This is a genomic window from Gilvibacter sp. (genome assembly GCF_013214815.1).
In the GTDB taxonomy this organism is placed as follows: Bacteria; Bacteroidota; Bacteroidia; order Flavobacteriales; family Flavobacteriaceae; genus Gilvibacter.
Genome location: NZ_JABSPU010000009.1, coordinates 57,398 through 69,288, shown reverse-complemented (window position 1 = coordinate 69,288; position 11,891 = coordinate 57,398). Strand labels below are relative to the sequence as shown.

The 11,891-nt window shown below is 43.2% G+C and carries 12 protein-coding genes; 2 read left to right on the top strand and 10 right to left on the bottom strand.

The annotated features are described in order from the left end of the window. Nucleotides 1–5 precede the first annotated feature (5 nt). The 10 genes from rplV to rpsL form a co-directional block, all read right to left on the bottom strand. A complete protein-coding gene (gene rplV, locus HRT75_RS03615; protein ID WP_272831778.1) occupies nucleotides 6–413 on the bottom strand; it encodes a 50S ribosomal protein L22 in 408 nt (135 codons plus the stop codon). Nucleotides 414–419: 6 nt separating this feature from the next. Beyond that, complete coding sequence (gene rpsS / locus HRT75_RS03610; protein WP_087524609.1) at nucleotides 420–698, bottom strand: 30S ribosomal protein S19; 279 nt, start codon at nucleotides 696–698, stop codon at nucleotides 420–422. Nucleotides 699–704: 6 nt separating this feature from the next. Continuing rightward, nucleotides 705–1,529 (bottom strand): 50S ribosomal protein L2, encoded by an 825-nt coding sequence (gene rplB, locus HRT75_RS03605; RefSeq protein ID WP_272831777.1) that lies wholly within the window; start codon nucleotides 1,527–1,529, stop codon nucleotides 705–707. Nucleotides 1,530–1,556: 27 nt separating this feature from the next. Beyond that, complete coding sequence (gene rplW, locus HRT75_RS03600) at nucleotides 1,557–1,847, bottom strand: 50S ribosomal protein L23 (protein ID WP_272831776.1); 291 nt, start codon at nucleotides 1,845–1,847, stop codon at nucleotides 1,557–1,559. Between the two features lie 6 nt (nucleotides 1,848–1,853). After that, entirely contained in the window at nucleotides 1,854–2,483 is a 630-nt protein-coding gene (gene rplD / locus HRT75_RS03595; RefSeq protein WP_291182775.1) for a 50S ribosomal protein L4, read from the bottom strand. After that, nucleotides 2,483–3,094, bottom strand: a complete 612-nt coding sequence (rplC, locus tag HRT75_RS03590; RefSeq protein WP_272831774.1) for a 50S ribosomal protein L3 — start codon at nucleotides 3,092–3,094, stop codon at nucleotides 2,483–2,485. Before rplC ends, rplD begins: the two co-directional genes overlap by 1 nt. A gap of 169 nt (nucleotides 3,095–3,263) precedes the next feature. After that, nucleotides 3,264–3,569 (bottom strand): 30S ribosomal protein S10, encoded by a 306-nt coding sequence (gene rpsJ / locus HRT75_RS03585; protein ID WP_010181931.1) that lies wholly within the window; start codon nucleotides 3,567–3,569, stop codon nucleotides 3,264–3,266. A gap of 10 nt (nucleotides 3,570–3,579) precedes the next feature. After that, nucleotides 3,580–5,712: an elongation factor G gene (gene fusA, locus HRT75_RS03580; protein WP_291182772.1), complete on the bottom strand. Its 2,133-nt coding sequence runs from the start codon at nucleotides 5,710–5,712 to the stop codon at nucleotides 3,580–3,582. Nucleotides 5,713–5,720: 8 nt separating this feature from the next. Further along, nucleotides 5,721–6,197 (bottom strand): 30S ribosomal protein S7, encoded by a 477-nt coding sequence (rpsG, locus tag HRT75_RS03575; protein WP_272831772.1) that lies wholly within the window; start codon nucleotides 6,195–6,197, stop codon nucleotides 5,721–5,723. A gap of 24 nt (nucleotides 6,198–6,221) precedes the next feature. Beyond that, complete coding sequence (rpsL, locus tag HRT75_RS03570; RefSeq protein WP_087524602.1) at nucleotides 6,222–6,596, bottom strand: 30S ribosomal protein S12; 375 nt, start codon at nucleotides 6,594–6,596, stop codon at nucleotides 6,222–6,224. Nucleotides 6,597–6,781: 185 nt separating this feature from the next. On the opposite strand from rpsL, the gene HRT75_RS03565 reads away from it, so the two are divergent. Both HRT75_RS03565 and HRT75_RS03560 read left to right on the top strand, forming a co-directional pair. Then, nucleotides 6,782–8,476 (top strand): hypothetical protein, encoded by a 1,695-nt coding sequence (locus HRT75_RS03565; RefSeq protein WP_291182768.1) that lies wholly within the window; start codon nucleotides 6,782–6,784, stop codon nucleotides 8,474–8,476. A gap of 124 nt (nucleotides 8,477–8,600) precedes the next feature. Beyond that, complete coding sequence (locus HRT75_RS03560; RefSeq protein WP_291182766.1) at nucleotides 8,601–11,870, top strand: SusC/RagA family TonB-linked outer membrane protein; 3,270 nt, start codon at nucleotides 8,601–8,603, stop codon at nucleotides 11,868–11,870. Nucleotides 11,871–11,891 lie beyond the last annotated feature (21 nt).

The following is an 11,891-nucleotide window of genomic DNA, read 5'->3' as shown; positions in this document are numbered from 1 at the left end:
ACTTTCTAGCTTTGTGAGTTATCGTTTGCTCCTAGTACCAAGGTTACATGGTTAGAGCGTTTTCTAATTCTGTGCGCGCGTCCCTGCGGTGCAGTACGCAAACGCTTAAGCATGCTAGCGCTGTCTACGCGGATCTCTTTTACAAATAGATCTGCAGACTCAACGTCAGCTTCTTCGTTCTTGGCTTGCCAGTTAGCGATGGCCGAAAGCAAAAGCTTTTCTAGACGACCAGCAGCTTCTTTTTGGCTGAAGCGCAATATGTTCAACGCCTTGTCTACTTTCTCTCCGCGGATAAGGTCTGCTACCAGACGCATCTTGCGAGGGGAAGTAGGGCAGTTATTCAACTTAGCAAAAGCCATGTTTCTTTTGGCTTCTTTCATTTGCTCGGCTCTTTCTCTTTTACGAACTCCCATGGCGTATTATTTTTTTCCTTTGTTTTTAGCCCCCGCGTGACCTCTAAAGGAACGCGTTGGTGAAAACTCTCCTAGTTTATGACCTACCATGTTCTCTGTTACGTAAACAGGAACAAACTGACGTCCGTTGTGAACGGCAATGGTCTGACCAACAAAATCAGGAGTGATCATAGAAGCGCGAGACCAAGTCTTGATAACGCTTTTCTTGTTCGACTCAACATTCTGTTGAACTTTCTTCTCTAATTTATAGTGAACGTAAGGTCCTTTCTTTAATGAACGTGCCATATCTTATTATTTCTTTCTACGTTCTACAATGTACTTATTACTCGCTTTCGTCTTAGAACGGGTTCTAAATCCTTTAGCAGGAATACCATTTCTAGAACGTGGGTGACCTCCAGAGGACTTCCCTTCACCACCACCCATTGGGTGATCGACTGGGTTCATCACTACTGGTCTAGTTCTTGGACGACGACCCAACCAACGGCTGCGTCCTGCCTTACCAGACACCAACAACTGGTGGTCACTGTTAGAAACAGCTCCGATAGTTGCCATACAAGTCACTAAAATCAAACGGGTCTCACCAGAAGGCAATTTCACGGTAGCGTACTTTCCGTCACGAGCCATAAGCTGCGCGAAAGCACCAGCACTACGCGCCATAACAGCTCCCTGTCCTGGACGCAGTTCAATACATGAAATAATAGTACCTAATGGAATATCCGATAACGGCATAGCGTTCCCGATCTCAGGAGCTACTTTAGAACCAGACACTACGTTCTGTCCTACTTTAAGGCCGTTTTGGGCAATGATGTAACGCTTTTCACCGTCCTGATAGTTCAACAGGGCGATAAACGCGGTTCTGTTCGGATCATACTGAATAGAGGCAACAGTACCAGGAACTCCGGCTTTGTCTCTCTTAAAATCGATGATTCGATACTTTCTTTTGTGACCACCACCTTTGTAGCGCATGGTCATTCTTCCTTGACTGTTTCTACCCCCAGAACGTTTTTTCGGAGCCAATAGGCTTTTCTCCGGCTTGTCAGTAGTAATGGCGTCAAAACCATTAACTACTCTAAATCGCTGTGCTGGGGTGACAGGCTTTAATTTTCTTACTGACATTATTGTCGTTTTAGTTTTCTAGAAATACTAGATGTTACTGTAAAAATCAATTGTATCACCTTCCGCCACCTGTACAAGTGCTTTTTTGTAAGCATTTGTTTTACCAGTTTGCATCCCCGTACGCGTATAACGAGTACGACGATCTGGGCGGACATTTATTGTGCGAACTTTAGTAACAGAAACGCCGTAAGCAGCCTCAACTGCCTTCTTAATTTCTACCTTATTCGCCGTCGGAGCTACCTCAAATCCGTAGACGTTTAATTCTTCTACAGCTGCAGTAGCCTTTTCCGTAATAATGGGTTTTATTAAGACACTCATCGCTTCTTATTTACTTAAGTTTGTTTCAATTCCTTCCAAAGAACCTTCAAATAACACGACGTTACTTGCGTTCATAATTTTGTAAGTGCTTAATTCTGTGTTAGTTACAACTTCTGCACCTTTTAAATTACGAGACGACAAATATAGGTTATTATTTGACTCTCCCAACACGAATAGAGACTTTTTGTTTTCAAGTCCCAGATTCTTAATCACTTGAGAGAATTCCTGAGTCTTAGGAGTATCCATTTGGAAATCCTCTACAACTAGGATGGCCTTATCGTTAGCCTTCATCGTCAAAGCTGATTTACGAGCCAGACGCTTTAGGTTTTTGTTCAGTTTAAAGCGGTAGTTTCTCGGTCTTGGTCCGAAGATGCGACCTCCTCCTTTGAATACAGGAGATTTGATACTACCAGCACGAGCGGTACCCGTACCTTTTTGCTTTTTGATCTTACGAGTAGAACCTGCGATCTCAGCGCGCTCTTTAGACTTGTGAGTCCCTTGACGCTGATTAGCTAGGTATTGCTTTACATCTAAGTAAACAGCATGCTCATTAGCCTCTACTGCGAAAACCTCCTTAGACAAGGTTACTTGTCTTCCGGTTTCTTTTCCGTTCTTATCTAATACTGCTACTTTCATTATTTCTGAATGGTTACGTAAGCGTTTTTGTGTCCAGGTACACACCCTTTCACAACAAGTAGATTCTTTTCAGGAACTACTTTCAATACACGCAAGTTTTGAACTTTTACTTTCTCGTTGCCCATCTGACCTGCCATGCGCATTCCTTTGAATACACGTGCAGGATAAGATGCCGCACCAATAGAACCAGGAGCACGTAGTCGGTTGTGCTGACCGTGAGTGGCCTGTCCAACCCCGCCAAATCCGTGGCGCTTTACTACCCCTTGGAATCCTTTTCCTTTTGATGTACCTGATACATCAACAAATTCTCCTTCAGCGAAGTGTTCTACGGTGATCGTATCACCTAGTTTATACTCCTCTTCAAATCCTTGGAATTCGGCGACTTTACGTTTTGCAACGGTTCCAGCTTTCTTGGCGTGCCCAGCGGCAGCCATGTTTGCCTTTTTAGCGTCATCGAAACCAAGCTGAAGAGCTTCATACCCGTCAACCTCTGTGGTTCTGACTTGGGTAACAACACAGGGACCTGCTTCAATTACGGTACAAGGGATGTTCTTCCCGTTCTCGTCAAAGATGCTGGTCATTCCTATCTTTCTTCCTATTAACCCAGACATAATTATTAATTGTTATTTACTTATTTATTTTGAAGCTCTTACGCTTCCTATTTCAAAAAAATTCAGGGTCAAAATACTTTCAACCCTGAATGTATTTTTCTCCGTTTTTCCCTCGACAACCGCTCGGGACATGTTACAGACAGTACCAGCCTGTCTGCTTGCGTTTCACTTAGACTTTGATCTCTACTTCAACACCGCTTGGCAATTCAAGCTTCATCAAAGCATCGATGGTCTTAGAAGAAGACGAATAGATATCCAAAAGGCGCTTGTAAGAGCTCAATTGGAACTGTTCGCGAGACTTCTTGTTCACGTGAGGTGAACGCAATACGGTAAAGATTTTTTTGTGTGTAGGTAGTGGAATTGGTCCAGTTACTACAGCACCAGTACTCTTTACGGTCTTTACGATTTTTTCAGCAGATTTGTCTACCAAATTGTGATCGTAAGATTTAAGCTTAATTCTTATTTTCTGACTCATCTGTTGAATATTATACGTTAGCAGTTCCTCTAGCAGCAGCGATCACTTCTTCTGAAATGTTAGAAGGAGTTTCTGCATAGTGAGAGAATTCCATAGTTGAAGTCGCACGACCTGAAGAAAGGGTACGCAACGTAGTTACATAACCAAACATTTCAGAAAGTGGCACCTCGGCTTTAACAACCTTGGCTCCTGCGCGATCTCCCATATCGTTAACTTGACCACGACGGCGGTTCAAGTCACCTACGATATCACCCATGTTCTCTTCTGGAGTAATAACCTCTAGTTTCATGATTGGCTCAAGGATCACAGCACGTGCAGCCTTAGCAGCAGCTTTGTAACCTAGTTTTGCAGCCAATTCGAAAGATAGAGAATCCGAATCCACAGGGTGGAAGGAACCGTCTTTCAAAGTAACTTTCATAGAATCCATTTCGAAACCAGCCAAAGGACCGTTCTTCATGGCATCTCTAAATCCTTTCTCAACCGCTGGAACATATTCTTTTGGTACGTTACCACCTTTGATCTCGTTTACAAACTCAAGACCAGTTTTGGTTTCGTCCTCAACAGGCTCCATGGTAAATACGATATCGGCAAACTTACCACGACCACCAGATTGCTTCTTGTAAACCTCTCTGTGATCTGCAGATTGTGTGATTGCTTCTTTGTACTCTACCTGAGGCTGTCCTTGGTTTACTTCAACCTTGAACTCGCGCTTCAGACGGTCAACAATGATATCCAAGTGAAGCTCACCCATACCTGAGATAATAGTCTGTCCAGAAGCCTCATCAGTTCGTACGGTGAAGGTTGGATCCTCTTCAGCCAATTTACCAAGAGCAAGACCTAGTTTATCTACGTCTGCCTTAGTTTTAGGCTCTACCGCGATACCGATTACAGGATCTGGGAACTCCATACTCTCAAGTACGATTGGATTCTTCTCGTCAGATAGGGTATCACCAGTTTTGATGTCCTTAAATCCAACAGCTGCTCCAATATCACCAGCTTCAATATATTCGATAGCGTTTTGCTTGTTCGAGTGCATTTGGTAGATACGTGAGATACGCTCTTTCTTACCAGAACGGTTGTTCAATACGTAAGATCCTGCATCAAGACGTCCAGAGTACGCTCTAAAGAAAGCCAAACGACCTACGAATGGGTCAGTAGCGATCTTAAATGCCAGGGCAGCAAATGGCTCCTTTACATCTGGCTTACGTACTTCTTCCTCTTCAGTATCAGGGTTAGTACCTACAATACCTTCCTTGTCTGTTGGAGAAGGCAAGTAACGACAAACTGCGTCCAATAGGAACTGAACACCTTTGTTCTTAAATGCTGATCCACAAACCATAGGAATGATACTCATATCCATTACAGCGGCACGCAATGCAGCGTGAACCTCTTCTTCTGTAATAGAGTTTTCATCTTCCATGAACTTCTCCAAAAGGTTCTCGTCATAAGCAGCAACTTCTTCAATAAGTTGTCCGCGCAACATAGCAGCCTCTTCTTTAAGCTCTTCTGGAATATCGATAACGTCAAAAGTAGACCCTTGAGTTTCATCATGCCATACAATAGCACGGTTCTTTACAAGGTCAACGATACCTTTAAAGTCTGCCTCATCACCAATGTTCATTACAATTGGCACTGCGTTAGACTTCAACATGTCTTTTACCTGCTGACATACCGCCATAAAGTTTGATCCTTGACGGTCCATCTTGTTCACAAAACCGATACGTGGCACTTTGTAGTTGTCTGCCAAACGCCAGTTGGTCTCAGATTGAGGCTCAACTCCGTCTACTGCAGAGAACAAGAATACCAATCCGTCAAGTACACGTAAAGAACGGTTTACCTCTACGGTAAAGTCAACGTGACCCGGAGTATCGATAATGTTGAAGTGGTAGCCTTTAGTGTCTGGAGTTGGCTTTCCGTTCTCTAACGGGAAGTTCCAAGTACAAGTAGTTGCAGCAGAGGTAATTGTAATACCACGCTCCTGCTCTTGCTCCATCCAGTCCATGGTTGCAGCACCATCGTGCACTTCACCAATCTTGTGACTAACACCAGTATAATAAAGGATACGCTCTGTTGTAGTTGTCTTACCCGCATCAATGTGGGCAGCGATCCCGATATTTCTAGTAAATTTTAAATCTCTTGCCATTTTATGTCTTAGAATCTAAAGTGTGAGAATGCTTTGTTTGCTTCTGCCATTTTGTGTGTATCCACACGCTTCTTAACAGCAGCCCCTTCTTCCTTAGCCGCAGCTAGGATCTCTGCAGCCAATTTCTGAGCCATTGACTTCTCATTACGCTTGCGCGCAAAAAGGATCAACCACTTCATTGCTGTAGAAACCTTGCGGTCTGGTCTGATTTGCATTGGGATTTGGAACGTTGCTCCTCCCACTCGACGGCTACGTACCTCTACGTGAGGCATTACGTTAGATAGTGCGTCTTTCCAAAGCTCTAAAGCCGTTTTCTCGTCGTCTTGTTTTTTCTGATCTACGATATCGATCGCATCGTAGAATATCTTGAACGCCACAGATTTTTTACCGTCCCACATCAACATGTTCACAAAACGTGTAACTAGTTGATCGTTAAACTTTGGGTCTGGTAAAAGCGGACGTTTTTTCGCTTGTCTTTTTCTCATGTCTTCGTCTTAACGGGTGTTAATTTACTTCTTTGGGCGTTTCGCTCCGTACTTCGATCTACGTTGTAGACGGCCTTCAACACCAGCGGTGTCAAGTGCTCCACGTACAATGTGATAACGAACTCCCGGCAAATCTTTTACCCTTCCTCCTCTAACCAATACTATCGAGTGCTCTTGTAGATTGTGTCCTTCTCCAGGGATGTAGGCGTTCACTTCCTTACCATTGGTAAGACGCACACGCGCAACCTTTCTCATTGCTGAGTTAGGTTTCTTAGGTGTGGTAGTGTACACACGAGTACATACCCCTCTTCTTTGAGGGCACGAATCCAAAGCAGCCGATTTGCTCTTCTTGGTTATTTTGGATCTTCCTTTTCGTACTAATTGTGAAATTGTTGGCATAAAATCCTTTGTTATACTTTTTTTTAAATTCTAAAAGGCCCTTTTTAAGGGCATGCAAAGGTAGAAATATTATTCTAGTATTCAAACGTATAGTCTGTAATTTTCAAAACCTTACATTTTGATAACTTGATTTATATGAAAAACCGAACACTTGCGTTAGTTTTACAGAGCTAATAGCAGGGATTTTGAACCGATTTTTTAAACGCGCTTTATACCTTAATATATGTACACTATTCTGCGGATTGGTCTCGGCCCAGAATTTTAAACTGGAAATTGAGGTTATTCCCAACACTGAATCAGACCTAGTTCAAAACCTGATCGGCCCCAGCGAATTCTCAGATCTACTCAGCATGAATCAAGCTGCAGAAGCAGCGGCAGAAAACTTGCGCATAGGCGGTTACCTCAATCTGAAGTACACTACCCCAGTTAAATCACAGGACAGCATTTTTACAGCGAAGTACGATTTAGGAGTTCGTGTGACTCAATTTAAAATTGACCACAGCCTTTCAGGCATCCCCATAAAGGACCTGGAAAAATTATTTTCAGAGGTAGACAGCAAGACCATCTTCATAGACTTTGAAGATCTTGAAGCGAGCATGCAAGTCATTACCGATTACCAAAACAGTTTGGGTAACGCTTTTGCCGCCGCCCAACTCGTCGACTTGGATTTTGAAGATCCACAAACCATGCGCGGAACCTTAAGCATAGAGTCTGGAACAGCTCGCTCTTTAGATAAGGTCATTATTAAGGGCTATGAAAAGTTCCCGAGATCCTATCTGAAATATTTTGCGGGCATAAAAACTGGAGGTGTCTTTGATCGCAGAGAATTACTCAAGAACTATGAAGCCATAGAAAGTCTTCCCTTTGCAACCAGCACCAAAGCACCTGAGGTTCTGTTTCGGCCAGACAGTACAGAAGTATACCTTTATTTAAAGAAGCGTTCCAGCAACAGTTTTGACGGCATACTGGGATTTGCCAATAATGAGACCGACTCCAAGATCATTTTTAACGGCTACCTCGATCTGGAGCTGCGCAACAATTTGAACTTCGGAGAAGAGATCCGCCTCAATTACAAAAGCGATGGCCGTGATCAACAGAACTTTAGAGTGGCCACTTCCTTACCTTATCTATTCAAGACACCCTTAGGTGTCGATTTGGAATTGTACATCTTCAAGCGTGATTCCAGTTTTGTGACCGTAGAGCAAAAAGCTCAAGTGCATTATCAGATCAATCCGCGCTTACGCGCTTTAGCCGGTTACACCCACTTTGAATCCAACAACCTCTTGGAAGAAACTTTGACTGCTAACAACATTGACGATTATAATTCTGATTTTGTCTTAGGCGGATTGCAATACCAGATTCCACAACCGAGTTTGCTCTTCCCAAACAAAACACGCTGGGAGCTCAAAGGACAAGTCGGTAACCGCAGCGCGTCTATGACCAGCGATCAAGTCAAGATCAGTTTTGATGGATATTACATCTTAGACCTGAATGACAACAACTCTATCTTTCTGAGAAACACCACGGAGACCTTAATAAGTGACAACTACCTCACCAATGAGTTGATGCGCTTTGGAGGTATCACCTCCATACGGGGCTTTGACGAGAATAGCATTGACGCCCAGTTCTACTCCGTACTCAATACGGAATACCGCTATTTAGTCAACCCTGGACTCTATGTCCATAGCATTGCGGATGTTGGATATCTCGAAAACGAACTCAATCAAACACAAGAAGAGTTGATTAGCTTCGGAATCGGACTTGGATTTTTATCTAAAGCAGGGGTATTTAAGATCAATATCGCAAACGGAAAAACAGGGTCACTTCCCTTCTCATTTTCGAACACGAAAATCCACCTCAGTTTACGCTCAAATTTTTAGGAAAACCGCCTTAACACAGGGGTAACAATAACCTTAAAAAAAAGTAAATTTTAAGTATAAAAACTTGTGTAATTAACTTTTTATTGTGATTTTTGGCATTGGCTAATTCAAATAAATTATAAAAATGAGAACAAAGTTTAGTGGAATTTTAACGCTATTCATGGCGTTTGTAGTGCAACTGACGTTCGCACAAGACAAAACAATCACGGGTAACGTGACCGATGATACCGGTTTACCTTTACCTGGGGTTAACATTATTGTAAAAGGCACCGCGACTGGAACTCAATCTGACTTTGATGGTAATTATAGCATCGGAGCATCAGTTGGACAGACGCTTGTCTACAGTTACGTAGGTTTTACTCAACAGGAAATCGCAGTAACTGCAAGTACATCTACTCTTAACGTACAAATGGTACCGGGAACCGAGCTTGAAGAAGTATTGGTAGTTGCCCAGGGTATCAAGCGTGAGGCTAAGGCCCTAGGTTATGCGGTAAGTACTGTTGAATCAGCAGACATTGAACAACGTACAGAAGGTGACGTTGCTCGTGTGCTTTCTGGTAAAGCTTCTGGGGTACAGATCACTTCTCAGAGTGGTACTTCTGGATCTGCAACTAACGTAGTAATTCGAGGATACAATTCGATTACCGGTAGTAACCAGGCATTATTCATTGTAGATGGTGTACCATTCTCTAGTGATACTAACGCCCAAGGTAACTTCCTTAACGGTAACGTCGGTTCTTCTCGTTTCCTAGACTTAGATCCTAACAACATCGAAAGCGTAAACGTACTTAAAGGTCTTGCAGCAGCAACTCTTTACGGTACAGCTGGACGTAACGGGGTAATTGTAATTACTACCAAGTCTGGTGGCGGTGGAGCAAACAAAGCAACTAAGAAGACCGAGATCACAGTTAGCCAATCGTACTTCGTAAATGAAATTGCTTCTCTACCTGACTACCAAGACAGATACGGTAACGGTTTCGACCAGTCTTTCGGATGGTTCTTCTCTAACTGGGGTCCTTCTTTCGACGCTGGTGGAGTTGATGGTTATTTGAATGACCCTGCTGGTCTGATCGACGCTCAAGGAACTTTGGCTCACCCTTACGATACTTCAGCATTCTTGAACAACCTTAATGGTGGTGACAACGAACTTGCTAATCGTTTTGCTGGTCAGCGTTACGAGTGGAGACCATACAACAGTGTTGAGAACTTCTTCCGTACTGGAAACGTACTTAACACCTCTATCAACATCCGTGGAAACTCTGATGACGGTAAACTAGCTTACAACGTTAACTACGGTCACTTAGACGAAACAGGATTTACTCCAGGGAACAACGTTCGTAGAAATACACTTGCAGTTGGTGGACGCGCACAGCTTACCAACAACTTCACTGTATCTGCAACATTGAACTTCTCTAGAAACGCAGTTGCATCTCCTCCAGTAGCGGCCTCTCGTGGTAACGGTACTTTAGGTTTCTCTACTTTCGCAAACGTATTCTTTACACCGCGTTCAGTAGACTTGATGGGACTTCCATATACTATTCCAGAAACAGGTGGATCTATCTACTACCGTAACGGTAACGATATCATAAACCCACGCTGGACAGTAGAAAACGCTGGATCTACTCAGGTGACTAACCGTGTATTCGGTACAGCTCAGCTGCAGTATGACTTCAACGACAACTTGAACTTACTATATCGTGCGGGTGTTGACTTCTATAACGAACGTAACACTCAGTTTTCTAACAAGAATGGTGTAAACTTCAACCAAGCTATCTTTGGTCAGTACATCACTTGGGATAACAACGTACGTATTTGGGACCACTACTTAACTCTTAGTGGTGATTATGACCTAACTGACGATATCGGAATTACTTTCACAGCTGGTGCAACTAGCCGTTCAAGAAACTTCGATCAGCAAGGTGTTCAGTCTGACGGACAGATCGTATTTGGCGTACTACGTCACTTCAACTTCTTGACTCAGACCCCAATCCAGAATACAACTTTCAGAAACATCGTTGGTGTATTTGCTGAAACCTCTATCGACTACAGCGACTGGGCGTTCTTGACGCTATCTGCTCGTAATGACTGGGTTTCTAACTTACCAACTGAAAACAACAGCCAGTTCTATCCTTCGATCTCTGCATCGTTCTTGCCAACTGCTGCATTCCCTTCTATTCGTTCATCTGAATGGGGACTTAACTACTTGAAGTTACGTGCAGGTCTTGGTACTTCCGCTGGATTCCCAACTGGATTCCCAACAGTTCAGAACTTGAACTTAGCGATCAACGGAAACGGTGGTGCTGTTGGACCTATTACTACAAACGCGATCTCAGGATTCCGTGCTAACCCAGACTTGAAGCCTGAACTTATTTCAGAATTCGAACTTGGTTTTGACTCTCGTTTCTTGAACAACCGTGTTAACTTGAACGTTTCTTACTTCGACCGTTCTACTGAAGACCTTATCGTATTCAAGCCATTGGCTCCTTCTTCTGGATTTACCCAGACTCAGGATAACATTGGTAAAGTAGAAGGTGACGGATGGGAAGTTGACTTAAGTGTAGATATTTTTAAGAGTGACAAAGAAGACGGATTCAACTGGAATTCTCGTGTTAACTTTACACAGAGTGAGCAGATCGTAACTGAGCAAGAAGAAGATCAAATTCTTTTCGCTGGTTCTACTGCAGCATTCCTTGGAGCTAACGCCGCTATCCGTGGTGAGCAGCTAGGTGTATTAGTTGGTACTCGTATTCTACGTGATGACGCTGGAAACTTCGTAGTAAACAGCGCTGGTAACTACGTAACTGAAGACCAAGTTGTTCTTGATGACGGTCGTCAGATTACTCCGATCATCGGTAACCCGAACCCGGATTACGTAATGAACTTCATCAACAGTCTTTCATACAAGAACTTCAACCTAGGATTCCAATTTAGCCATACTAAAGGTGGAGATATCGCATCTTCTACTATCGCAGTATTGCTTGGACGTGGTTTGATTGTTGAGACTGAAGATCGTGCAAATACGTTTATCTTACCAGGTGTTAGCCAGTCTACTGGTCAGCCTAACGAAATCCAGATCAACAACTCGCAGTACTACTTCTCGAACGTATTGTTCGGACCTAAAGAATTGCAAGTTTATGATGCATCTGTAGTTCGTCTACAAGAAGTTTCTTTCGGATACACAGTTCCTAAGAAATGGCTAGAAAAAACACCATTTGGTTCACTATCAATTACAGCAAGTGGATTCAACCTTTGGTATGATGCTTACAACACTCCTGACGGAGCAAACTTTGACCCTAACGTAGCCGGTGTTGGTATTGGTAACGGACGTGGATTTGACTACATCAACGGTCCTTCATCAAGAAGATACGGACTTAGCGTTAAAGCATCATTCTAATTATAATCTCTTAATTTAGTT

Excerpts from the sequence above, each read along its gene's own strand:
- rplV (WP_272831778.1), bottom strand. The coding sequence starts at position 413 with ATGGGAGTTCGTAAAAGAGAAAGAGCCGAGCAAATGAAAGAAGCCAAA.
- rpsS (WP_087524609.1), bottom strand. The coding sequence starts at position 698 with ATGGCACGTTCATTAAAGAAAGGACCTTACGTTCACTATAAATTAGAG.
- rplB (WP_272831777.1), bottom strand. The coding sequence starts at position 1,529 with ATGTCAGTAAGAAAATTAAAGCCTGTCACCCCAGCACAGCGATTTAGA.
- rplW (WP_272831776.1), bottom strand. The coding sequence starts at position 1,847 with ATGAGTGTCTTAATAAAACCCATTATTACGGAAAAGGCTACTGCAGCT.
- rplD (WP_291182775.1), bottom strand. The coding sequence starts at position 2,483 with ATGAAAGTAGCAGTATTAGATAAGAACGGAAAAGAAACCGGAAGACAA.
- rplC (WP_272831774.1), bottom strand. The coding sequence starts at position 3,094 with ATGTCTGGGTTAATAGGAAGAAAGATAGGAATGACCAGCATCTTTGAC.
- rpsJ (WP_010181931.1), bottom strand. The coding sequence starts at position 3,569 with ATGAGTCAGAAAATAAGAATTAAGCTTAAATCTTACGATCACAATTTG.
- fusA (WP_291182772.1), bottom strand. The coding sequence starts at position 5,712 with ATGGCAAGAGATTTAAAATTTACTAGAAATATCGGGATCGCTGCCCAC.
- rpsG (WP_272831772.1), bottom strand. The coding sequence starts at position 6,197 with ATGAGAAAAAGACAAGCGAAAAAACGTCCGCTTTTACCAGACCCAAAG.
- rpsL (WP_087524602.1), bottom strand. The coding sequence starts at position 6,596 with ATGCCAACAATTTCACAATTAGTACGAAAAGGAAGATCCAAAATAACC.
- HRT75_RS03560 (WP_291182766.1), top strand. The coding sequence starts at position 8,601 with ATGAGAACAAAGTTTAGTGGAATTTTAACGCTATTCATGGCGTTTGTA.